This is a genomic window from Polaribacter filamentus (assembly GCF_002943715.1).
GTDB lineage: Bacteria > Bacteroidota > Bacteroidia > Flavobacteriales > Flavobacteriaceae > Polaribacter > Polaribacter filamentus.
Window position 1 is genome coordinate 1,619,231 of sequence record NZ_MQUA01000013.1, and the last position, 24,840, is coordinate 1,644,070.

General features: G+C 30.4%; 24 protein-coding genes. 6 read left to right on the forward strand and 18 right to left on the reverse strand.

Features of this window, described 5'->3' with window-relative positions; translation table 11 throughout:
* Positions 1-5 precede the first annotated feature (5 nt).
* From BST83_RS09715 to BST83_RS09780, 14 genes are all read right to left on the reverse strand, one after another.
* Entirely contained in the window at positions 6-758 is a 753-nt protein-coding gene (locus BST83_RS09715) for a YHYH protein (protein ID WP_104809613.1), read from the reverse strand.
* Between the two features lie 72 nt (positions 759-830).
* Positions 831-1,106, reverse strand: coding sequence for an EF-hand domain-containing protein (locus tag BST83_RS09720; RefSeq protein ID WP_104809614.1), 276 nt, complete (start codon positions 1,104-1,106; stop codon positions 831-833).
* A 252-nt stretch (positions 1,107-1,358) separates the two neighbouring features.
* Positions 1,359-1,706 (reverse strand): hypothetical protein, encoded by a 348-nt coding sequence (locus tag BST83_RS09725; RefSeq protein ID WP_146092143.1) that lies wholly within the window; start codon positions 1,704-1,706, stop codon positions 1,359-1,361.
* Positions 1,707-1,711: 5 nt separating this feature from the next.
* Positions 1,712-2,029 (reverse strand): hypothetical protein, encoded by a 318-nt coding sequence (locus BST83_RS09730; RefSeq protein ID WP_104809616.1) that lies wholly within the window; start codon positions 2,027-2,029, stop codon positions 1,712-1,714.
* Positions 2,030-2,118: 89 nt separating this feature from the next.
* Positions 2,119-2,700, reverse strand: a complete 582-nt coding sequence (locus BST83_RS09735) for an RNA polymerase sigma factor (protein WP_104809617.1) — start codon at positions 2,698-2,700, stop codon at positions 2,119-2,121.
* A gap of 79 nt (positions 2,701-2,779) precedes the next feature.
* Positions 2,780-4,069 carry a T9SS type A sorting domain-containing protein gene (locus BST83_RS09740; RefSeq protein ID WP_104809618.1) on the reverse strand — a complete coding sequence of 430 codons (1,290 nt, stop codon included), beginning with the start codon at positions 4,067-4,069 and terminating at the stop codon, positions 2,780-2,782.
* Positions 4,070-5,383: a M20/M25/M40 family metallo-hydrolase gene (locus BST83_RS09745; protein WP_104809619.1), complete on the reverse strand. Its 1,314-nt coding sequence runs from the start codon at positions 5,381-5,383 to the stop codon at positions 4,070-4,072.
* Positions 5,384-5,395: 12 nt separating this feature from the next.
* Positions 5,396-6,247 carry a cyanophycinase gene (locus BST83_RS09750; RefSeq protein ID WP_104809620.1) on the reverse strand — a complete coding sequence of 284 codons (852 nt, stop codon included), beginning with the start codon at positions 6,245-6,247 and terminating at the stop codon, positions 5,396-5,398.
* A 2-nt stretch (positions 6,248-6,249) separates the two neighbouring features.
* On the reverse strand, positions 6,250-7,383 hold the full coding sequence (locus tag BST83_RS09755; protein WP_240614713.1) for a PKD domain-containing protein: 1,134 nt from the start codon (positions 7,381-7,383) through the stop codon (positions 6,250-6,252).
* Between the two features lie 7 nt (positions 7,384-7,390).
* A complete protein-coding gene (locus BST83_RS09760; protein ID WP_104809621.1) occupies positions 7,391-8,737 on the reverse strand; it encodes a PKD domain-containing protein in 1,347 nt (448 codons plus the stop codon).
* Between the two features lie 32 nt (positions 8,738-8,769).
* Positions 8,770-10,095, reverse strand: coding sequence for a RagB/SusD family nutrient uptake outer membrane protein (locus BST83_RS09765; protein ID WP_104809622.1), 1,326 nt, complete (start codon positions 10,093-10,095; stop codon positions 8,770-8,772).
* Positions 10,096-10,098: 3 nt separating this feature from the next.
* On the reverse strand, positions 10,099-13,395 hold the full coding sequence (locus BST83_RS09770) for a TonB-dependent receptor (RefSeq protein WP_240614714.1): 3,297 nt from the start codon (positions 13,393-13,395) through the stop codon (positions 10,099-10,101).
* 106 nt (positions 13,396-13,501) lie between these two features.
* The gene (locus BST83_RS09775; RefSeq protein WP_104809623.1) at positions 13,502-14,563 is read right to left on the reverse strand and encodes a FecR family protein; all 1,062 of its coding nucleotides are present in this window, start codon (positions 14,561-14,563) and stop codon (positions 13,502-13,504) included.
* A 12-nt stretch (positions 14,564-14,575) separates the two neighbouring features.
* A complete protein-coding gene (locus tag BST83_RS09780) occupies positions 14,576-15,247 on the reverse strand; it encodes an RNA polymerase sigma factor (protein WP_170062769.1) in 672 nt (223 codons plus the stop codon).
* A 237-nt stretch (positions 15,248-15,484) separates the two neighbouring features.
* Between BST83_RS09780 and BST83_RS09785 the strand changes: the two genes are divergently transcribed.
* The 5 genes from BST83_RS09785 (at position 15,485) to lipA (ending at position 20,065) form a co-directional block, all read left to right on the forward strand.
* Complete coding sequence (locus tag BST83_RS09785) at positions 15,485-15,688, forward strand: membrane or secreted protein (protein WP_104809625.1); 204 nt, start codon at positions 15,485-15,487, stop codon at positions 15,686-15,688.
* 14 nt (positions 15,689-15,702) lie between these two features.
* Entirely contained in the window at positions 15,703-16,806 is a 1,104-nt protein-coding gene (locus BST83_RS09790) for a glycosyltransferase (RefSeq protein ID WP_104809626.1), read from the forward strand.
* Positions 16,797-17,360, forward strand: coding sequence for an RNA polymerase sigma factor (locus BST83_RS09795; protein WP_104809627.1), 564 nt, complete (start codon positions 16,797-16,799; stop codon positions 17,358-17,360). The genes BST83_RS09790 and BST83_RS09795 overlap by 10 nt, the downstream gene beginning before the upstream one ends.
* A gap of 3 nt (positions 17,361-17,363) precedes the next feature.
* Positions 17,364-18,584: an NRAMP family divalent metal transporter gene (locus BST83_RS09800; RefSeq protein WP_104809628.1), complete on the forward strand. Its 1,221-nt coding sequence runs from the start codon at positions 17,364-17,366 to the stop codon at positions 18,582-18,584.
* Between the two features lie 608 nt (positions 18,585-19,192).
* Positions 19,193-20,065, forward strand: coding sequence for a lipoyl synthase (gene lipA / locus BST83_RS09805; protein ID WP_104809629.1), 873 nt, complete (start codon positions 19,193-19,195; stop codon positions 20,063-20,065).
* Positions 20,066-20,185: 120 nt separating this feature from the next.
* Here lipA and BST83_RS09810 read toward each other — a convergent pair whose 3' ends face one another.
* Both BST83_RS09810 and BST83_RS09815 read right to left on the reverse strand, forming a co-directional pair.
* Positions 20,186-21,361 carry a GlmU family protein gene (locus tag BST83_RS09810; protein ID WP_104809630.1) on the reverse strand — a complete coding sequence of 392 codons (1,176 nt, stop codon included), beginning with the start codon at positions 21,359-21,361 and terminating at the stop codon, positions 20,186-20,188.
* A gap of 134 nt (positions 21,362-21,495) precedes the next feature.
* A complete protein-coding gene (locus BST83_RS09815) occupies positions 21,496-22,119 on the reverse strand; it encodes a T9SS type A sorting domain-containing protein (protein ID WP_104809631.1) in 624 nt (207 codons plus the stop codon).
* A 236-nt stretch (positions 22,120-22,355) separates the two neighbouring features.
* Here BST83_RS09815 and BST83_RS09820 point away from each other — a divergent pair, with 236 nt between their 5' ends.
* Positions 22,356-22,913, forward strand: coding sequence for an acyl-CoA thioesterase (locus BST83_RS09820; RefSeq protein WP_104809632.1), 558 nt, complete (start codon positions 22,356-22,358; stop codon positions 22,911-22,913).
* 514 nt (positions 22,914-23,427) lie between these two features.
* Here the strand turns inward: BST83_RS09820 and BST83_RS09825 are convergent.
* Both BST83_RS09825 and BST83_RS09830 read right to left on the reverse strand, forming a co-directional pair.
* Entirely contained in the window at positions 23,428-24,288 is an 861-nt protein-coding gene (locus BST83_RS09825) for a DUF5777 family beta-barrel protein (protein ID WP_104809633.1), read from the reverse strand.
* A 3-nt stretch (positions 24,289-24,291) separates the two neighbouring features.
* Positions 24,292-24,834 (reverse strand): YceI family protein, encoded by a 543-nt coding sequence (locus tag BST83_RS09830; RefSeq protein WP_104810839.1) that lies wholly within the window; start codon positions 24,832-24,834, stop codon positions 24,292-24,294.
* Positions 24,835-24,840 lie beyond the last annotated feature (6 nt).

Sequence of the window (24,840 nt, forward strand, 5' to 3'; positions counted from 1 at the left end):
CCATTTTAATATCCTTTATATGGACCTGCAAATGCAATATAAGAACCAGTTGTTGAATACAATTCGTTAATAATATGGTAATGATATTCTTGCACTCCGTTTGTATATTGAGTTGCAGTTATATGACCTCCAGACGCATCTAAACCAGTTGGGTATGTTCCTGTTGAGTTACATTTTCTACCATATAGAAAAACTCCGTCTAATAAAATACCAACTAAATTAGCATCATTATTTGTAAAAGCTTTTGGCTCTAAATGGTAATGATATACTCCAGGACCAATATGAGCTCCAGTCCAGTCTAAACTTGTTGCAGCAGAACTTAATGCGCCATTTCCTTCTTGATCATTAAAAATTGATGCGCCACTTACTGCAATACCAATTGTATTTAATTGCGTACTAACAGAACTTCCTGTAAAATTCGGAGTTGCATCTACCGTAATTGTCGCAGCATTATTATTACTAGACATCAATGATGGCGTGGTTTCTACATTTGGTTCGTCTTTATATAAAGCGTTTCCAGAACCCCAATACACACTTGTATGATTTGGCAAACCGGTTGTTTCTATAGTTACTTTTGTGCCTCCACTTGATAAATAAATATCTGTTGCTTCTGTATTAAATTGCCCATATGCTGCATGTAATTCTGTTACAACATCATCTGTAGTTGAAGAACCTGTTTCGCTTTCTGAACTGCATGAAACGAACCCTATAATTAACACTGATAAAAGTGTTATTTTCTTAATAAATTGATTTTTCATTTTAAAATTATTTGTTGTTTGTTATTACTTTAGATGCACGTTTATGAAAAAACTTGCGGTAAATAGTTAATTTTATTTTCTTTCTTTTCTTTTTGGTTTTGGTGCCTTCTTCATTTCTTCTTTAGAAAGAAAACCATCTTCATTGGTGTCAATTTTTTTGAAATCTTTTTTTAAAGGCCCTTTTACCTCTTTTAAAGAAATTTTACCATCTTTATCTTTGTCTAAATCTTTAAATATTTGCTCAATTGATGGAGGACCTTCTCTTTTTTTATCCTCATTTCTATCTTGTGATACCAATAACGAAGAACCTAATACTATAAAACTAACTGATAAAACTAATTTTTTCATGATATCTATTTTTAATTGTTACATCTCTTTAGATGTCATTTCTTTTTAAAACTTGTGCTATTAACGTAACTTTAACAAAAAAAAGCCTTGCTAACTAATTAACAAGACTTGAATTATTAATTTACCAAAACAAAAACTATCTTGGCGGTGGTGGAATTTCTCCTTCTCTTGGCGGACCTTGATTCCCTCCTTTTAAAGCTTTCTCAATAATTTTATCAAATTTTTCTTGTTGTTTGCTTGTACAAAGTTTTCTTACATATTTAAAAAACCAAAAACTTCCATTTCTTTTTTTCCTTGTAAAGCACCAATAACGCTACTTAGTGAATCGATATTGATAGTTTCATTGGAAAAAGAATTGAACAATACATCTTTATTTTTTCTTATTTCATCCTCAAAACTCCTCATATTTTCTCTATGAGCATCGTCCAAATTTATAAATCTATCTTTTTGAACATCCGTAAACTGAAGTTGCTCGATTAAAAAGTTTCTTTCTTCTTTAGGTCTTTTATTTTCATGCGATTTGTTAATCAACATAAAGATTAAAACACCGTTTAATACAACAAGAAGCACTGATAGAACTGGGCTTAATTTTGATATCATAATTTCTAATTTAGTAAAAAAGTAGTTTCCGATTGTAAAGAATATTCTTGTGCAAAAGATTCTAAACTAGTTTCAGAAGTTGTTGTTTGTGATGAAAATGCATACAAAATTGCACTTGCATTTAACAACACAACTAAGGCTAAACTAGCTATTTGAAGTTGCGGTGTAAACCAAGTAAAAACTTTTGCTTTCTCAACTTTCTGATTCGCTATTTGTTGAAGTACTCTGTGCTTAAAAAAATGATTTACTTTCACTTCTTCAATAGCACCTAAAGCATTAAAAGCAGCTTCAACTTGCTTATCTATCTGTTCTTTATTTTTCATTTTTAATCATTTTAAAAACAATTATATCTATTTAGATGCAAGAAATCATAAAAACTTGCGTTCTATTATGTTTTTTTTTTACAAATAATCTAGGATTGCTCATTTTTATAAAAATTCTCTAATTTAACTTGCAATCCTTTTTTGGCTCTATATAAAATAGATTCTACAGACGATAAACTTTTACCCGTAATTTCTACAATTTCTTGATAACTTTTTCCATCAATTTTAGCCAAGGTAAAAATTACTCGTTGGCTTTCTGGTAAAGTATCTATCGCTTTAAAAATTGTTGCTGATTTTTCTTTATTTTCCATTAAAATACCTGGATGATCAAATTCAGTAAAATAATTGGTTTGATCTATAGGAATTTCGCTACCGATAATTCTCTGCATAAACCCAAGACGTTTTTTAGTATTCTTTTTTCTGATAAACTCTAAAGACTTATTTGTGGCAATTCTAAAAATCCAAGTAGATAGTTTAGAGTCTCCTTTAAAATTAGAAATCGATTTAAAAACCTCTAAAAAAACCACTTGTGCAATATCTTCTGCATCTTCTTTATTAGGCACAAAAGAAATACAAGTAACAAAAACTTTCTGCTGATACTCATCCAAAAGTTGACTATATGCAGTTTGTTTTCCTTGTATTAATTGATTAATAAACTCTTGTTCTTCCAATCGACTTTAAAAAGTAAACTTACAAAAAAACCAGATAAACAAATCATTTATCTGGTTTCAAGTCTTAAAACTAGAAAAATCACTCTTTAACAACTTTTAAAGTTTGTGTTTTTAAAGCCGATTTTAATTTTAAATAATAAACGCCAGAAGTCAAAGTTAAGGTACTTATTACATTATTTTTATCCACACGAACAGGAATCAATTTCCCAGTAATATCATACAATTCAGTTTTTATAATTTCTTCTAAAGCTTCAATTTGAATACTTTCATCAAACGGATTTGGATACACTTTTGCCACACAGTCAACATTATTTTCAATTGATAAAGTGCTGCATTTTGGGTTTGTTCCTGATACTTTTGTAAAAAATCCGTTAGCTACAGACCAATTTTGCCAAGCTCCACCGTTTCCAGTTTGCCAATCGTTTAAATCAAAATAATTTGTACCACTTTCCGTTCCTGGAACTTTATAAACTTTTACTGCTTCTCCTCCTCTATTCCAATTTAAAGGATTGCCATCTGTACTATTTTCTGGCGCGAAATTTGCTATACAATTTGCTTGCAAAAAATAAGCATATTCTTGGTATTTTGGGTGCTCTCCATACACATACGCTTTGCCATCTTCGCCAACGCAAATTGCTGTATATTCATTCGCAGCAATACCAAAAGCCCGTTTATTCTTGTCTTTTACAAAACGAGCTAAAAATACGGTGTGTCTCCCATTTTGGTCACGATCATCATAATGTGTATCGGTAATTACATCATTCATAAAAGGAACTTTTAAAAAATCATCATAACCCAAAGTTACTCTTGGATGATACGGATTTGCTTGCGCTACTGCACTTGTTACCGTTCCGTTTTGTGCCGAAAAATACGATGTTCCTAAAATTGCCATTCCTGCACTTGTGCCGCCAATAACTCCTTTTTTTACATTGATAAAATTATTTAATGCCGTTTCCATGTCGTTATCTTTAAAAAAACGCACATAATCATATTGATCACCGCCTGCAAACCAAATTGCTTCTGCACTTGCAACTTTTTGCAAAACATACGCATCTGTTGCACCAGCAACATTATTAATAACAAAAGTGGTTACAGAATTTATAGTAACGCCTAAATCCGAATAAAAATAATCATTATAACCATCGCTTCCAGAAGCTCTTAACACAACAACATCACCGCCATCAGTTTGATTTAAAAACCATTTCATAGCGTCACTTTGTTCGCCTCTTCCGCCCATTAAACAAACTCCAGATTTATGATTTGTAGCAACATCAGTTTCCGTGTTTCCTGTTTTATATTCAACATAATTTTGAGAAAAAGTAAATTGAATTATAAATAAAAATAGCAAAGTAATTTTTTTTAACATCATTTACTTTTTGGCATTTAATAATCGATGTAACAAAACCGCAGTAATTTTCGCTTTTTGTGCAACCGAATTTAAGTTACCAATTTCATTAATGGTATGATCTCCAGAACCGCCAGTTAAACCCAAACCATCAATCGCCATCTCTACATAACCAGAAGTAAAAGAAATATCTGCTGCACCAGCGTTTCTTGGGTTTACAGCTTCTACTGCACCAAAACCTAAATCTTTACTCACATTATTATACTGCGATAATAACTCTAAATTTCCTTTTGTCATCGCCAAAGGCGGATAAGCTCCTTTCCCAAAAATAATTTTTGCCGTTGTATTTGGATAATTATTGTTGATTATTTTCAGCATTGTTTCTTTTGCTTTTTCTAATTGCTCTGGCGATGTTGCTCTTAAATCTCCATGAACAAAAGCGGTTTGAGCAACCACATTGTTTTTACCAAAAGTAGTTCCTCCAGTTTCATCTGTATCAATTTCTAAACTGGTACCTCCTAAAACAAAACCCGGATTAAAAGTTAAATCTTTTTCATTGGATAATTGTTCATAGAATTCATTTAAAATTCTTGAGGCTTCATAAATTGCACCTGCACCAATTTCTTTTGTAAAAATTTGAGAAGAATGCGCAGCGTTTCCTGTTACAGTAAGTTTCCAATCGGCAGAACCTCTTCTAGAAACAACAATGGTTTCTGTTCTGTTATCTCCGTTTTCAAAACCCAAAGCAATATCTGCCCTTTTTGCAGCATCAATTAAATCTTTTTTAGATAATTCTATCGGATCTCCACTTTTTTCTTCATCACCAGTCATAATAATTTCTATAGATAAATCGTCTAGAACACCGGCTTCTTTTAGTGCTTTCATGGCTAAAATAATAATCACATCGCCACCTTTCATGTCTGCAACTCCCGGACCTTTTATAATGGAATCATTGACCATTATAAATTCTTGCAACGGACTATCTTCTTCAAAAACAGTATCTAAATGACCAATCATTAAAATTTTTGGTCCATTTTTCTTACCTTTTCTAACCGCAATTAAATGTCCTGCTCTGTTGTATGCTTCACCAGAAGTTTGTTTGGTTTCAAAACCCAACTGATCTAATTCCGTTTTAAAAAGTGCACCAACTTCTTTAACTCCTTTAAAATTCATAGTGCCACTATTTATGTTTATTGCTTTTTTTAACAAAACAATAGCATCATCAATATTTTTATCTACGGATTTTACAATTCGTTTTTCTGTGCTGTTTTTTTGAGAAAACACAAGTGTTGAGAAACTTAAGAATACTAAAAAGACTATTTTTTTAAATCTAATCATAAAAGGCTGTTTTTATTTGATTGTAAATGTTTCACCAGGCAAATAAATATCTAAAGTAATGCCGTGAGCACCTAACTTATCTTGATACATATTTTTTGATTTCTTCGGATTTTTAAAAACAATTACTTGATATTCTCCAACAATCTCTATTTTGTTTCCTGTAATTAGAATAGCCGTAGATTCGTCAATACCAATTCCTGTTTTTTCTGGATGTTCAATAACAGCGCTTAATAATCTGTTATAACGGCTTCTTTTCACAAAATGCTGATCAATAATAACGTTGTCAATCATACCTAAACCAGTTTTTATTTCGATATTTTCTGATTGTAAGTTTCTAAAAGTGGATGAATATTCGGCATTTTTTAATTCATTTCCTGTTATCATCATTTTACTCATTACTGCAGCTCCGGCACTTGTTCCTGCAATTAAACTTCCGTTTTTATAGGCTTCATGAATGGCTTTTTCAATATCAGTATTTGCAACAACCTCCATAAATCTATTTTGATCACCACCAGAAATATAAATCATACTTGCGTTTTTAAGAGAATCTATTTTATCCGAAGATAATTTCTCATCTTTTACAAACTGTAACGCATGCACATTTGTTATACCTTTTATAAGAAATTGCTTCTTTGCATAATATGCAGCCGTGTCTGGCTCGCTACTAGACATTGGTAAAATAACGCCATAACCTTCTTTATCAATTCCTGATTCTAAAATAATTCTATCTATCATAGCTGATGGTCTTGAACCACCACCTATGATAAATAGTTTGCCTTTCACTTCTTTTTGTTGTGCGTAAGAAACCGAAGTTTGAAGCGCAACAACTAAAAGTAAAAAAAGTATACTTATTCTTTTTAACATAATTATTGTTTTTGACCAATTACAATACCTCTTGTATCGCTAGTTGAAGAAAACCAAGCTTCCGGATTAGAACCATCTAAATTTGCTCGCATTAAAACATCAGTACTTCTGTCTCCCCAATAAATTTTATCTTCATTTGGATCGTATCCAATACCGTACACAACTCTACCAATTCCAACTGCAATTGTGGTTACATTTGTGCCATCTAAAGAAGCTGATTTTAATCGAATATCACCAGAACCAATGTACTCATCATAATATATTCTGTCTTTAATTACTTTAATTGTTCCGCCTTCAACAGCGGCAATTAGAATTCTTTCACCAGTTCCGTCAAGATTTTTTACACCAATATCACCATTATAATTAATCCAATATAGCTTTCTATTTAGCACATCTACAGAAAGTCCGTCAGGATCATTAGATTGCCCTGTCACAAAATCTTCAACTTGATTTACATCGGCATCATTCAAGTTTCCTCTTTGAATTCCAGAACTCGTATCCCAATAAATTTGATTTTCTTGGTAATCAATAGACAAGCCGTTTGGTTGATCAACGCCTGTTCTAAAGTCTTCAAAATTACTACCGTCTAAATTGACTCTGTAAATTTTATCTGCCCCAGAATCACTTATGTATATTTTTTTATGAACGGTATCTAGCGCCATATTGTAGGAAGATTGCATATTTACACCTCCAATAGTTGAAAAAACTGGTGCTTGATCATTAATTAAAGCTTGATAAAGCTGAGAACCATCTGTAAAATAAATAGGTGTTCCAGTTGCGCTTGGATCTTTAATAACAATTGTTTTTGTTACTTCTTTAATTTCTAATGAAGTAGCCGTTGAAACAACTAAATTTACTATATAAACCCCAGGATTTGTATACAAATGAATTGGGCTTTTTTCTTTGGATGACGTATTGTCTCCAAAATTCCAATAAAAAGTAGCTTCACCAACATTTGCTGGTACAATAGAATTGTTTATAAAAGTTACATTTGCAGGTGCTAAATCCTCATTATCTATGACAAAATCGAACAAAGGAACTGTGCTTGCTGGTGGCACAGGATACTCATTATCATCGCAAGAATGAAACAATATACCCACAAAAAGAATGGTTAGTAGTTTATATATTTTTTTCATGTTTGTTTTATTTAATTAATACAATTCCTCTTGGACTTGCAATTCCTGTTTGTAAAATTTCTGAATTAGAACCGTCTAAATCTGCGCGATATAATTCGCCAGTATCTCTGCCAGACCAATACAATTTATTTACTTGATAATCTATTTGCATTCCATAAATTCTAGTTGCTTTTGTGCTTACCGTTTGCATGTTAGAACCATCTAAATTTGCTATTTTAAGTTCATCAGAATTTTGATCATCAAAATAAATTTTATCATTTACAGTATCCACCAAAATTGCATACCCATAAACACCAGGAACAATTATTGATGCATTTGTACCATCTAAATTTGCTTGGTATAAATTTTCTGCATTGACATCATACACATACATTTTATTGTTTTCAACATCTAAAGAAATTGCTCTCCATTGTGCGCCAGCAATATTTAAAAAACCTATTTCTGGGTTTGATCCATCTAAATTTGCTTTTGAAACATTTCCATCATCATCCACCCAAAGAATTTTTCCTGCAGCAACATTTAATGCTATTCCATAGGGATCACCTATATTACTCAAAATATTTTCTAAGTTTGAACCATCTTTGTCCATTCTCCAAATTTTTCCATTTGGATAGGTATCAAAATCACTGAAATAAATTTTGTTGTTCACATTATCATACGCCATTCCTATTCCGCCTTTACCAGCAATATCTAAAACATCTGTAGTACTTCCTGATGCGCCTAAATCAAATTTTCTGATAAAATCATCATTTAAAGCGATATAATATAATTCACCCGGATTTACTGGTGCCTCTGCAATTGTAATTTGTTTAGTAACAGTATTTTCTCCATTTGCATTACTCGTTTTTAAAGTTACTGTAAAAGCACCAGCATTAGGATATGCAAAAGCAGGATTTGCTAACGTTGATGTTCCGTTTCCTGAATCTCCAAAAGACCACAAAAAGCTATCTGCACCTAGAGAAGTACTTGTAAATTGAACCGGAACAGTTGCTTTTAAATCTTCTTCATTTTCAACGATAAACGAACTTAAAGAAGTTACTGTAATTTCTACATTAGAAATCGTAGAACCACCTGAACCCGTTGAAACCAAACTCACTAAAAATCGTCCACTTTCTCCATAAGATTTTTTTGGTGATACTTGTTTCGATGTTGTACCATCGCCAAAACTCCATTTATATGCAGTTGCATTTTGCGAATTATTTGTAAATTGAATTGATTCATTTATTGCTACAGTTGTTGCGCTATATGTAAATTCTGCTTGCGATTGTGGTGGTAAAGCTTCTTCATCATTACACGAAAAAATGGTAAGCGAAATAAAAGCTAAAACAATGTATTTATAAAATTTAGTTTTCATATGATGTCTATTTATGTTTTATATAATTTTTTTTAGTATCCTGGATTCTGAACCATTCCTGGATCATTATTTGTTAATATTTCGTCTATAGGAATTGGAAAAAGCGTCTGATTTATACTTTTAACATTTGGTAAAACAGCTGTTGCACGGTTTGTTCTTACCAAATCGAACCATCTGTGGCCTTCAAAAGCGAACTCAAAACGTCTTTCGTTTTCTATAATTCTTACCAATTTTGAAACTGATGTTTCTGAAGTTGATCCTAAATTAGCTCTATTTCTAATTTTATTAATATCATCTCTAACCGCTTGATCATTTACAGTTGGTAAATTCGCTTCCGCTTCAGCTCTAATTAAATAGATATCTGCTAATCTCAAAACAATTACATTGTCTGCACCTAAACTTAAATCATCATATTTAATAGCATAGGCGTTTGTTCCTGCAAAAGCCAAACTTGCATTAAACCTTGCATCTCCTGTTTGATAAGAACTTACTAAATCTACGGATGGTTCTACTTCTCTTCTTCCGTTTAAAGAAGTTGGAAAATTATATTCTGCAATTCTATTTCTCTCTAATTGAGAGAAAAATATTTCAAAAATTGATTCCGAAGATTCATCCGTAAAAACATCACGATAATTCGTTAATAATGAATAATTACCATTCTTAATTACATCGGTTGCCATTGCAATTGCTTTTGGATAGTCTTTTTGATACAAATAAACTCTTGCCAACAAAGCTTTTGCTGCAAATTTTGAAGCTCTCGTTTTATTACCAGAAGTTGTAAGTTTATCAGCTGCAAAAGTTAAATCATCAATAATTTGAGCATATACTTCACCTACCGTATTTCTTGGTGCATCTAAATTATCCACACCAATTGTAGGTTCTAATTTGATAGGAACTCCGCCAAAATAATTCAATAAATTAAAATGATTTAATGCACGTATAAAATACAATTCAGCCAAAGCTTTGTCTTGTTCTTCTGATGTCATCCCTTCAATAGTTGGCACTTTTTGCACCACATTATTGGCTACATTAATTCCGTCATAAGCCAAAGACCAAATACCACTTACAGAACCATTTTCTGGAAGAATATTATTGTTATTCACTTCGGCATACACTGCTGCTGTAGCTGCTAAAGGATGCGAAAGATTGTCTGCGGATAAATCTGAAAAAAGGTGAAAAGTTCTACCATAATAACTTAAACTTTGAAACGATGCATAGGCTCCTAAAATACCTTTATCGATGTCCTTTTTCGTTTTAAAAGCTTCGCTTGCTTCTATAGAACTTTGTGGTTCTGCATCTAAAACATCACAAGAAATTATGGTTAGTAGTAAGCATACTGTTAGAATTATCTTTTTCATATTTTAAAGTTTTAAGTTAACGCCTAATGTAAATGTTCTAGCTTGTGGGTAGGTAAAAAAGTCTGTACCAATAACAGAATTATCATCTCCTCTATAATTTACCTCTGGATCTAAACCTGTGTAATTTGTAAAAGTTAGTAGATTTTGAATGCTTAAATACATTCTTAAACTAGAGAATAATTGCTTTTTAAATTTCGCCCCTTCAAGCGTGTAACCAAGTGTTACATTTTTTATTCTTAAATAAGAGCCATCTTCTATAAATCTTGATGATACTCGTTTGTTTTGAACCGATGCAACAGGATCTGTAGTTGCTCTTGGAATGTCTGTAATATCTCCTGGTTGCCTCCATCTTCTTGTTACCGCTGCTATTTGATTATCTCCGCCTTGCAAAGATTCTAAAAATAAACGTGATCCATGAAATACATCATTTCCATAAGAACCTTGTAAGAAAATACTTAAATCGATATTATTATAAGAGAAATTATTTGTTAATCCTCCTATAAAATCTGGATGCGGATTCCCAACAATTGTTCTATCATCCGAAGTAATTTCGCCGTCAAAATTTGTATCAGCATAAACAATATCTCCTGTTGATGGATCTACACCTAAAGATTCGTAGCTGTAAAAAATTCCGATAGGTTGGCCTTCCATAATTCTATTTCCACCTCTACCAATATCATCTATTGGTTGATTGTTATAAAGCTCTAAAACTTTATTTCGGTTTCCAGAAATATTAAATTGTGTGTTCCAAGTAAAATTATCTGTGCTTATATTTTGAGTAGATAAAGAAATTTCAATTCCTTTATTTTCAATTTTACCAACATTTTCTGTAATTGAAGAAAAACCAGAACTACTTGGCAAAGGTCTACTTAACAATAGATCATTGGTTTGTTTGTTGTAATAGTCTGCTGTAAGCGTAACTCTATCCTTAAATAAACCTAAATTTATACCAATATTTAATTGTGTAGTACTTTCCCATTTTAAATCTGGATTTGGAATATTACTTGGAAAAATTGCGGGCTGACCACCGTAAGAACTATTCCCGTACAATTCTGAAAATAAAAACGGACTAATATCATCGTTACCTGTTAACCCATAACTTACTCTAAACTTCAAATCTGAAACAGTTTTGTTATTTTTTAAAAAATCTTCTTGTGATACTCTCCAAGCTACAGATGCAGCAGGAAAGAAACCAGTTCTATTATTTTCTCCAAATCTTGTTGATGTATCAAAACGCCCCGTTGCTGTAAAGATGTATTTATTATCAAAATTATAATTTGCTCTTCCAAAATAAGAACGAATTCCAGCATCCGAAGCACTTGCACTGGCAGAAACAATCGTTGCCGCAGAATTTATATATTCTAAATTATCATCTGCAAAATCTTGTCCACGAATAAAAGAAGAACGTCTTTCATACTTTTCAAAACTATATCCAGCTAATACTTCTACTCTGTGTTTATTAAATCGTTTTTTATATTTTAATAAATTATTAGAAACAATATTTAAAACATTGCTGTAGGTTTCAAAACCTAAACCATTAAATTTTGCTCCTTGCACCGTTTTTGTAGATTCATAAGCATGCTCTCTAAAATTTAAAAAATCAACTCCCCATTTTGATGTAAAAGTTAAATCATCTGTAATTTTATATTCTGCATATACATTGGAATTTGTTCTATAAGAAAAATTCTCATTAATTGTTTCATTTGCAATGGAAACCGCGTTTGAATAAGGTCCATTTTGATTGTAGCTGTCGTCTTCATTAAATACAGGGAAAATAGCAGGAGTAGAAATTCCGTTAGGTAATGGTCCTTGCAATGTTTGGTCACCTTCAACACGATTTGTTTTAGAATAGGTTAAGCCAATACTTGTTCCTATCTTTAATCGATCAGAAATTTCATGATCAATATTTATTCTACCATTTGCTCTTTTATAGTCTGTACCAATTAAAACTCCTTCTTGATCAAAAAAGTTACCACTAATAAAAAATTGTGTTTTTTCTGATCCGCCAGTTGTAGAAACCTCGTAACTACTAATTGGTGCTGCTCTAAAAATCACATCTTGCCAATCTGTATCTATTTTAATGTTATCCATGTCTTGCTGCGTAAAAGCAGCAGTACCGGTTAAATCATTTCTATATTCCATCCATTGTCTTGAATTTAGCATGTCTAATTTATTCCAAACTTGCTGCATTCCAGAACTAATATTTACGTTCACTTTAGACTCTTGTGCTTTTCCTCTTTTAGTGGTAATTAATACGATTCCGTTAGAAGCTCTTGCTCCATAAATTGCTGTTGCAGACGCATCTTTTAAAACACTTATCGATTCGACATCCGAAGGATTAATATCAGAAAGTGCACTAGAACCTTGACCAGAATACCCAATTTGAGCAAAATCTCCAGTAGTTATAGGAATTCCGTCAATAATATACAAAGGTTGATTTGAACCACTAATAGAACTTAAACCACGAATTCTTACAGACATTTCTCCACCTGGAGTTCCTGAATTTTGAAGCACTTGCACTCCAGCAACTTGTCCTTGTAATAATCCATCAACAGAGGGCAAAGGTAAATCTTGAATTTGTTTTGATGATACAGAGGAAACAGCATCACTAATTAAATCTTTTTGTTCTGTGCCAAAACCAATTACTACAATTTCTCCTAAAGCATTTACATCAATTTTCATTCTGACCTCGATTTCTATTTGACCTAAAACAGATACTTCTTCAGTAACATATCCTATATAAGAAATCATTAAAACGGTTGCATTCGCTGGTAATTCGTAGCTAAACCTACCTTTAATATCAGATGTTACACCCGTTGATGAGCCTTTTGCTCTAATACTTGCACCTTCTAAAGGATACCCTTCTTCATCAAATACTTTCCCTTTAATTTTAAGTTGTTGTTGGCTATTTTTAGTATCTAAATTTTGTGATTTTTGTGATTTTTGAGAAATTATAATTTGACGTTCATTAAACTTATACGTTAAATTGGTATCTTTTAATGCGATATCTAAAATTTTAGAAACAGTTGCCTCTTTTAAATTTAGTGATACCTTATAATTAATAACATTATCTTTATAGAAAAAGATAAATTCGCTCTTTTTTTGGATTTGCTCAAAAAGAGTTTCTAAACTTACATTAGTAACAGTAATGTCTATTTTAGTTTGCGCTTTTGACGTAGTTGCAAAAGCAGAACTTAAACCCATCGTTATTAATAGAAAAAAGATTCTCATAATGTTTACCAAAAAGTTTTTTAAAGAATATACATTTCCCGAAGAAAAATAGTTCTTATTTTTATTCATAATTTTGTTTTAGTGATTAATATTGCTGTTTAAGACAGATGATGTTAATTTTTTAGGAGATGTTGGCGCATCTCCTTTTATTTTGTTTATTTCATTTTATCAGTAATTAGTTAATAATTAGTTTTCTATCCGTTGTTATCTCATACTTAAATGATGAATTTTCTGCAGTAATAATTGTAGTCATAATCTGGTTTATATTCTCTTTTACATCTAAATAACCAGAAAAGGTATGCTTCGCTAAATTTTTATCATTAATGATAATTTCTAAATCATAATATCTAGAAAGCTTTTTCATAATAGAAGCTAAAGAATCATTCTTAAAAATAAAAACACCCTCTCTCCAAGAAAAATATTTATCAACATGTACTTCTTCTGTCGTAATTTCCTTATCATTTTTATGATAAACAGCTAAAGTTCCTGGCGCAATTTTTATATTCTCAGTGCGGCTAAACAAACTACTGTTTTCATAGTTTATTTTTACACTTCCAGATTTTAAAACAGTTCTAATTGCATTGTCATCTTTATAATTACTTATATTAAAAACAGTCCCTAAAACCTCTACATTATATTGAGATGCTTTTACAAAAAATGGTTTTTCTGCATTGTGTGCAACTTCAAAAATAGCTTCTCCTTCTAAATAAACTTCTCGTTTATTCTCAGAAAAATAAGCTGGAAAAATTAGTTTAGATCCTGAGTTTAGCCACACTTTAGTTCCGTCAGACAAAATGATTTCTTTTCGCTTACCATAAGGAACAAGCAGTGTATTAAACGTAATTTCATTTTTATTTGTAATTTCTTGCTCAATGGTTTCAGATGCGCCAATAGAAACTTTTTTACCTAAATAAGAATACGAAATTATAGAATCTGATTCTTTCACTTTGATGTTTTTATCACCATTTAAAATCAGTTCAACTTCGTTCTTATTTTTTTGATTTTTAACAGATTCCGCAAATTTTTCGATAGTAGAATGGTTTTCATTTAAAGAGGAATAAGTAACCACTGAAAAAATTAAAACTACAGAAGCGGCTGCAAAAAGCAAATAATATGTATATTTTTGTTTTCTACTTTTATAGCTTTGTATGGAATGTTTAATTCTATTTCCCAGAATTAATTTCTCATCCTCAGAAATATTTTCAAAATTGATTTTTTTATTTGATTTTTGATACATTATTGATTGTTTTTAAACACAAGTTTGCAGTTTAACAGTGCATTTCAACTTGGTTACTATTTGAATAAGTGAGAAAAGTAAATTGTATAGACAGTTTTTCTTAAAAAAGTTACTAAAAACTAAAATAAAAGTTAACATGTTCTTTCTTAGCTTTTTAATAGCTCTATAAATTATGGTTCTTGAAGTTTCAATTGAGACCCCTAAAATGGTAGCAATTTCATTGTAATTTTTCTCTTCATTAAACTTTAAAAACAAAACATGTCTTTGCTTTTTACTTAAAGAATTAAGCGCTGTATTTAAATGAAAAATCTTGTCATTACTTATTTCTTCGGCAATTAATGTGTCTTCAATAGAGGTACAAAATTGATTACTTTGCATATTTTCATCTAAAGGAGATGAATTTTTGAAGACTTTATTTTTAGACTTTTTTAAAATTTCATTTTTTAAACATCTCATTAAATAATACTGAACATTATTGGTATCCGCCAACTTTTTTCGATACTTGTATAAGTTCAAAAAAAGATCGTGAATACTATCCATCACTTCTGTTTTATCCGTGGTAAATTGAATGCCGTATCTAAATAATTCATGTACATAGTTATTGTATAAATCGCCAATTGCGGAGGTATTACCTTCCTTTAATTTTGACCATAAAAAAATATCTATGTTTTTAGAATCTTTCAAGACTATAGTTGTAGTTTATATTTAATTCGTGAGGAAGCATTTTACAATATTACTTTATAAAAAATTTAGATTCATTATTTACTTGTAAAATGTGAAATTACAAAACAATATCCAAAATATAAGATATGCTTTTTAAAAAATAAAATAGTCTAAACTTATATCATTATATCTATATATTCCTTGATTTCATCAAAAATAAATGAAGTAATTCATATCTTTACAGTCTAATTATTTTTTATGAAATTATTATTTCTTACTTTGGGTTTATTAGCACTTGCGGTTGCAGGAATTGCTATTAAAATTTGGGCGAAAAAAGATGGCAAATTTGCAGGTACTTGCGCAAGCCAAAACCCAATGCTAAATGAAAACGGAGAGGCTTGTGGTTTTTGTGGAAAAACTCCAGATAAGTTTGATAGTTGTGCAGAACCACAACATAATTAATTCTATAAAAACGAATGGTTTTATCTGTAATTTTCTGCGTTTTTGTGGCATGTACAGTACTTCAAATAATATATTTAGTTACTTTTTTTTCATTTCTTTCTAAATCAAAATACGGTAGAAAAAACAAAACAGAAATTCCGATTTCTGTAATAATTTTCAGTAAAGATCAAGGCGAAAATTTACTAAAATTACTTCCATCAATTTTAGACCAAGAGCATTCTATGTTCGAAATTGTCTTAATTAATAATGCTTCTTCGGATGAAACAAATGATATTATTGAATCCTTTTCAGAAAAACATACTTGTATAAAAGTTGTAGAGGTTGAAAATAATGAAGCTTTTTGGGCAAGTAAAAAATACGCACTAACATTAGGTATTAAAGCTTCTAAATACGATCATTTGTTATTTACAAATGCCAATTGCAAGCCGGTCTCCAAAAATTGGATTAGTGAAATGAGTAGAAATTTCACTTCTAAAAAAACAATTGTATTAGGGTATAAAAAATATAGGAAAGAAAACTCTTTTATTAATCTTTTCGTTCGTTTTGAAAACTCACTTACTGCAATAAAATGCTTTGGTTTTGTTCAAAAAGGCTCTCCTTTTATGGCCTTTGAAGGTAATTTAGCTTTTAATAAAGCAACTTTTTTTAAGGTAAACGGTTTTATAAATCACATGAAAATAAATGCTGGTTTAGAAGACTTATTCATTAAAGACGCTGCAAATAAAGAGAATACAACTTTTTGTTTATCAGAAAATAGTTTTATTGAGACAGATGCGCCTACATCATTTTCTAAATGGTTTTATGATAAGAAAGAAGCAGCCTACATCAAAAAAAAGTATAAATACAAACATCGTTTATTATTAAACCTATTCGCTTTCACAAAAACCCTTTTTTATGTGTTTGCAATCATTTTATTTTTCACTTATCCCTATAAAATAATACTATCAATCGTTCTACTTTACTTTATTGTAAACTATATTCTTATAGGGTATTCCGCCAAAAAACTTAAAGAGCCTCAAATTATTTTTTTCTTACCTTTTTTAGAAATTGGTTTAATATTGTTTCAAATTAGTATATTTATTGCTAATTTGACTTCAAAACCATCCCATTGGAAATAAACGATAAAATACTTGAACTAAATATTTCTAAAGCTAAAGAAGGAAATCAAGGAGCATTTAGATTTTTATTAGAGAAATATTGGGCAGCCGTTTACAATTATCAATTAAAAAGAACAAAAAGCGAAAATGATGCTGAAGATATTGCCATTCAAACATTTTCTAAGGCTTTTGATAAAATACATACTTTTGATGAAAAGTACGTTTTTAAAACATGGTTAATTACCATTTCTAAAAATGTTCACATAGACCTATTGCGTAAAAAAAATGCTTCTATCTCTATTGAAACTACAAAAAGACAAGAAGAAAAAGTGTATTTAATTGCAGATGAAAACCCGACTCCAGAAGACAAAATTATTGGAGAGCAAAATTTGGCAAATCTATTAAAAGACATTAAAAAATTAAAACCTAAATACCAAGAAGTCATTCAATTGCGTTACTTTCAAGAACTGACTTATAAAGAGATTTCTAAACAAATTAATGAGCCCATAAGCAATGTAAAAGTAAAACTTTTGCGTGCTAAAAAACTGTTATCTGAAATTATTAAGAGGAATTAAAAAATGAAAAAATCATTCTCAAATTCTTTAGGACCTGGTTTGCTATTTGCAGGTGCGGCAATTGGTGTTTCTCATTTAGTGCAATCTACAAAAGCGGGTGCAGAATTTGGAACAGGTTTGCTTTGGGCTTTGTTATTGGTACATCTTTTTAAATACCCTTTTTTTCAATTTGGTCCCCGCTATGCGGCTGCAACAGGAGAAACGTTGTTAGATGGTTACAAAAAAATTGGCAAAAGTGTTTTGGTTATTTATTATCTATTAAATTTCGCCACCATGTTTACCATACAAGCTGCAGTTACTATAGTAACTGCTGGTTTGGCCTCACAACTTTTTGGGTTCACAAATAATTTAGTTATTTGGTCAACAGTTTTAATGGCAATTAGTATGTTTATTTTAATGGTTGGGAAATATAAATTGTTAGATAATTTAATGAAATACATTATTATCATCTTAACTATAAGCACCATCATTGCAGTTTCGGTAGCTTTATTTAGCACAAAGGAACCTTTTGATATGAATCAAATTTTACCATCAGGAACTATAGAAATTACATTTTTAATTGCTTTTTTAGGATGGATGCCTGCTCCTTTAGACGTTTCTATTTGGCATTCAATTTGGTCTGTTGAAAAGGATAAAAACAGTGAAGCTAAAATAAAACCAAAAGAGGCTATTTTTGATTTTAATGTGGGCTATTTTAGTACTTTTTTTTTAGGGATTTGTTTTGTGCTTTTAGGTGCTCTAGTCATGCATAATTCAGGTGAAACTTTTTCTAATAACGGAGGTGAATTTGCATCGCAACTAATTACTTTATACACAAAAAATTTAGGCGAATTTTCATATATTTTTATTGCTATTGCGGCCTTTACAACAATGTTTAGCACTACAATTACAACGTTAGATGCTTCCCCAAGAGCAATGACAAAAACAACAAATTTATTGTTTGATAAAGAAACAAAACTCAATTATTGGTTTTGGATTATTTTTTTATTTCTTGGCACATTTATTATTCTTCAATTTTTTATAGGTAATATGGGTGTTTTGATAAAGATTGCAACAATTCTATCTTTTTTAACGGCACCTTTTTATGCTATTCTAAACTATGTTTTAATCACAGGAAAGCACACCCCAAAAGGATACCAACCAAGCATTTATTTAAAAATACTAAGTGTTCTTGGTATTATTTTTTTAATCGGATTTAGTGTTTGGTTTTTAATGAGTTTATAAAACATTTAAGGTATTTATAATAATAAAAAATGTTGTTCAATAAAAGACTCAATAACGCTTCACTTATAGAAACAAGAAACAATAATTGATTGCAACTATCTAACAAACAGATAAAACTTAAAATGAAATTGTATCCTTTATTTCGATGAAATTGTTTTGAAAAAGCGAGTTTTCATTTACAAAATGAATATAACCTCTTATTTAAAAAGGGGCTATCAAACTAAACTATTTTTAATCGGACCCTAATGAAAAAAAAAATGAGATGGCGAGTAGTTCTTTTTGTTAGCTCGTTTTTTGTATTTAGATCTATTGTCTCTGATTGAGATGATTTTAAAGCAGGTTTATTTGGTGGTTTTTACGAATTGAAAGATATGAATCAATTTCACGCATCAGCAAAAAGATTGTTGAGTATCGCATAAGAAAATTCACAATCAGAAATAAAAGAAATTCAACAATCTGTTTAACCCTCTAGATTACAAAAAAAAAGCAGAAATTTTAAAATTAAAACTGACTTATCTAAAAAAAGTAAATCAATCTAAATTCTATATCTTTTAACATATTTCATTCCTTATTTTCTTCGTAAATTTGTAATTAAATTAAGATATAAAATGGCAATAGAATCTGTAATAATTCCTACCGAAAGACTAAGCAAACCAAAATGGCTTCGTGTAAAATTACCTGTTGGTAAAAAATACACAGAACTAAGAAGTTTGGTTGATAAATACAAACTAAACACAATTTGTGCAAGTGGAAGCTGCCCAAACATGGGCGAATGTTGGGGAGAAGGAACTGCAACATTTATGATTCTTGGAAATATTTGTACGCGTTCTTGCGGATTTTGTGGTGTAAAAACCGGAAGACCTGAAACGGTTGAATGGGACGAACCTGAAAAAGTGGCACGTTCTATAAAAATTATGAGCATTAAACATGCTGTAATTACATCTGTAGATAGAGATGATTTAAAAGATGGTGGTTCTATTATTTGGGCAGAAACTGTGGATGCAATCCGTAGAGCAAATCCAACTACAACATTAGAAACATTAATTCCTGATTTTCAAGGAAATACAAATCAAATTGACAGAATTATTGAAGTGCATCCAGAAGTGGTTTCTCATAATATGGAAACTGTAAGAAGATTAACACGTGAAGTAAGGATTCAAGCAAAATACGATAGAAGTTTAGGTGTTTTAAAATACCTAAAAGAAAAAGGAATGCGCACAAAAACAGGTTTAATGCTTGGTTTAGGTGAAACCGAGGAAGAAGTTTTACAAACAATGAAAGACTTACAAGCTGTAAATTTAGACGTTTTAACTATTGGTCAATATTTACAACCCTCAAAAAAACATTTACCTGTAAAAGAGTTTATAACTCCAGAGCAATTTAAAAAATACGAAACGATTGGTTTAGAAATGGGCTTTATGTATGTAGAAAGTGGCCCATTAGTGCGGTCGTCTTACAAAGCTCATAAACACGCTGTATAACTGCTAATCTCTTACCAAGAGAAGAGACAATTCTAAATTAAAATTATTTTATAACTTAAAAAACCATCTCAAATGAGATGGTTTTTTACTTTGTAATCATTTTCTAAATGATATTATAAGCTAGTAATTTCTATATTGTTTCGTTTCTTCAAAAACGTTTTCTAAAATTCGTTGTTCAACTTCATCAAAAACAATATTTTTACGTTTCATTACGATAGTTGCAACTTCAAAAACTTTATCAGTTTTGTATTCTGTAAACCCAGAAGCTCCTCCCCAACTAAAAGAAGGGATAAAGTTTCTTGGAAATCCGGTTCCAAAAATATTTGCAGAAACGCCAATAACCGTGCCTGTATTAAACATAGTGTTAATTCCGCATTTAGAGTGATCTCCCATCATTAAACCGCAAAATTGAAGTCCTGTTTTTGCAAAGCGTCTAGTTTCATAATCCCATAATTTAACTTCAGCATAATTATTTTTTAGATTAGAATTGTTTGTGTCTGCACCTAAATTACACCACTCACCTAAAACTGAATTTCCTAAATATCCTTCGTGGCCTTTACTCGAATATCCGAATAAAACAGAATTACTTACCTCACCTCCTACTTTACAATAAGGGCCTAGAGTAGTTGCTCCATATATTTTTGCGCCCATTTTTAATACAGAATGTTCACACATAGCTAAAGCACCTCTAACTACACAACCTTCCATAATAACTGCATCTTTACCTATATAAATTGGGCCATCAGTTGCATTTAAAGTTGCAAAAGTAATTTCTGCTCCTTGCTCTATAAAAATATTTTCTTTGTTCAAGAATCTAGTTCCTTCCGGAATTGGTTGTGATGTTCTACCTTCTGTAATTAGGTCGAAATCTTGCTGAATAGCTTTATCATTTAATGAAAAAATATCCCAGGTATTTTTAATTTGAAGAATATCTTCATCAAATTCTATTTGTGTATACTCATCAAAATTTATTTCTTCTTGAGTATCCGAAGTAAAAAAAGCAATTACATCTTCCCCTTTAAAAATAGCTTCATTTTTTGATAAATTTTTTACTTTTTCTACCAAACTGTTTGTAGGACAAAAGGAAGCGTTTATCAAAATATTCTCTTCCAACTCAACCATTGGATATTTTTCTTCTAAATATTCTTCTGTAACAGTGGTAGTTGTTGCGCCCAAATATTTTTCCCATTTTTCTCTAATGGTTAGAATACCTACTCTTAAATCTGCAACTGGTTTTGTATATGTAAAGGGCAATAACGATTTTCTAACATCGCCATCAAATAAAATATAATTCATAAAAAAGCTTTTTACAAATATAAATCTTTGTGATTTTTAAAAGGTATTTTTTATATAAAAATCGGATTAAAAAAACAAAGATTTAGTAAAAGACTTAAAATAAAATTTTAAATCTATGAGTTAATACTTACAAATTAGTTTTTTACAAAACGTTTTGTAATTGAATTTTGACCATTTAAAGAGGTAATTCTTACAATATAAATACCATCATTTAGATTTGAAACTTTTACAGAAGAATCATTTTTAGAAATTTGCTTCGTTAACATTTCTTTACCTAATAAATTAAAAACTTTAACATTTAGCTTTTCAATATCTTGAATTTGAAAATCTATTGTAAGGTTAGCGTTCGTTGGATTTGGATACATATTAATAGTACCTAATGCATCAAAAGTATCAATACTTAAAGTGCCTTCTGCAACAACAGAGATCGTTCCAAACATAATACTTGAATGGGGAGAACATACATAATCATTTGTTCCTACACTTGTAAAAGTTTTTGAGAATTTAAACCCACTAGTAGAAGAATATGAGCTTTCAAAACTTTCATTTGAGCCTTCCTTACTTATAACATTGTGGCTATCATCGCCAATCCATCGCCAAATAACAGTATCACCTACTTCAATGGTTCTACTTGATTTTGCATCACCAGAAGCTGTAGGAATTGAATTAAATCTCCATTCTATAGTTATGGTATTCGTTTGCGCAACAAGAGTTACTGAAGCAAAAAATAAAGTAATAAAAAGTAATTTTTTAATCATAATTTAAAGATTTTAATTGTTTAATTCTTTGTCGTAATTATTTTGAAAGCATTTTCTAAAGATAATGAAATTCGTTATTAATTTCATTACAAATAAAATACTTTTGAGAGAATTCTAAAATAAAAACAAGCTTAAAGGGAAAATTATCTTTAATAAAGGAATTATTTTACTTGAACATCTTACTTTTTTATTCGATTAAAAAACATTTCGGAAAAAAAGATTTGTATTTTTGAATCATGCCAAGAACAAAAGAAGAATTTAAACATATTAATGAATCTCAAGTAACAATAACCCAGTTAATGTTACCCTCTCATTCTAACTTTAGCGGCAAGATACATGGAGGTCATATTTTAAACATGATGGATCAAATTGCATTTGCTTGCGCTTCTAAACACTCTGGAAATTATTGTGTAACCGCTTCTGTAAATAAGGTTGATTTTTTAAACCCTATTGAAGTAGGTGAATTAGTTACCTTAAAAGCTTCTATTAATTTTACGGGAAGAACTTCTATGGTTGTTGGTTTAAGGGTGGAATCTGAAAATATTAGAACCGGAGAAAAAAAACATTGTAACTCTTCGTATTTTACGATGGTTGCGAAAGACGAAAATGGAAAAAGCACGTCAATTCCTGGTATCATTTTAACTACCAAAAGCGAAATTAGACGTTTTGCCAGAAGTATAAAAAGACAAGAAGAGAGTAAGAACAGAACATCTCGTTTTAGTACTAAAGTTTTTAAAACCGATGATTATTTATATCTTTTTGAAAACAGTAATTCTAAAATAGAATTGAAATAAAGTCTTTTTTACTAGGCTCGTTTTATTAATATTAGTTGCGCTCTGGGATAACTAACCGATAACCAATAATAAAATTCTTTATAAAAATTAGACAAAAAACTGTCTGAAAATAAGTTTGGAAAATATTTTACCTATCCAATCGAAAAAGTTACACTTGTTCTAATCGGAATAATTTTAGCACTTTAAACCAATACATGGGATAATGAACGTACGGCAAAAAAGAGTTAAAATAAATTTATAAGCAAGTGCAAAAAGACCTTGTAAGTGATACGCTGCAAATTAGTTTTATAGTTAAGTTAATAGATACAAATAAAAAGATAAACGGATCCAGAATATTTTAGACAAAAAAATAAAGCTCTCTTTTTATGATACCACATCCTCAGCCAACTATAAAGACTTTGCTATTTGAATTAAAAAGTCACTTACAAGTGAAATTTATCGAAAACAATTGGCAACTTATAGACTTTTTTACGGAGAAAATTATATATCACGATTAAAATATCTCAGTAAAAAATTAAAAAGTTCTTGAAATATTAAAGCCTAAGTGGATATCACCGCCAAAAAAATTACCGGTAGTTTCTGTAATAAAACTCTTTTCTATCATAGTAATTGAGTTGGATAAGATGATTTGAAAAACATGTCCACCAGTTTCTATATCTACACCAAAAGCCAGCGAATTAGTAGTTGTTAACGATTCTAATTCATCAAAAGCATAGTAATATTCCGCATTTAAAGAAACGCGTTTACCCAACTTTACCCTTCCACCAAAACCTAAAGCAAAAATATCGTGCGGATCTGCATCTAAAACCACAGAATTTCTATGGACAAAAGTTGGTGTTAATTGTAAAGACAAAGACGGACTAAATTTTCTTGCAATTAAAACTTGCCCAACATAAGCCAAACGTTCGCTAAAGGAAGGATCAAAATTTGGATCAAAAGATTCTTGAGTTTTTATAGTAGCACTTCCGAATAGTGAAATAGCAATAGGAAATGATTTTGCGCCAGTTTTTTGTTTTACTAGTTTGTATTTTAAAAACCCATCATAGATTTTCTCAAAACTACTTCTTCCAAGGCCAGCAGTTAAATCGTCAGTAATTCCGTATTCTAAAGCGAATCGTATGTTCGATTGATCTAAACCAAACAAGTCATAAAAACCTGTATTTACTCTACCAAATCTGTGGCTGATAATAAATTCCAATTCCTTGTTCTTTCTATTTTCAATAGAATGTCCGTTAGCGATTCTTGTACCTTTAAAAGTAGCGGTTACCGCTTCAGTTGTTTTTGGCGCCTCATCTTCTAAAACATCAAATAAATCTTGTGCTGATAATTGTAATGATAATCCAACAAAAAGCAATCCTAAAAATTTCTTTATCATTATTTATTTTTTATATGGTTTATGATTAAACTCAAAAGAAACTTTAATTTCTTCAGCAATATTTTTAGCGACTACTGCAGGAATGGCAATATCAAAATCAGCCAATTTTATAAAAAACACTCCCGTTAAAGCAATAATGTCTTTCGTATTTTTTGAATTTGCCTCAATAGTAATTTCTTTAGATACACCGTGAATTGTGATTGCTCCTAAAATAGTTACTTTTTCTGTGTTTTTAGAATTCTCAAAATCTTGAATTTTTCCTTTAAAAGTTGCTTTCGGAAATTTATCTGACTCTACATAATTCTCATTAAAATGTTCTTGCATTAAGGCTTTATCAAACTGAAATGATTTCATTAAAATAGAAATAGCCATATCTCCATTTGAGTAATCTACAATGCTTAATACTTGATTATTTTCTGCTTTAATATCTTCCACTGGTGAAGAAGAAAAAAAAGTTATTTTTCCACTTTTGGTTAAAAATCTGTCTTGCGCACTAACCGAATTAGCGATACATAAGACAAAAAATAAGGTGTAAATAATCTTCATTTTATT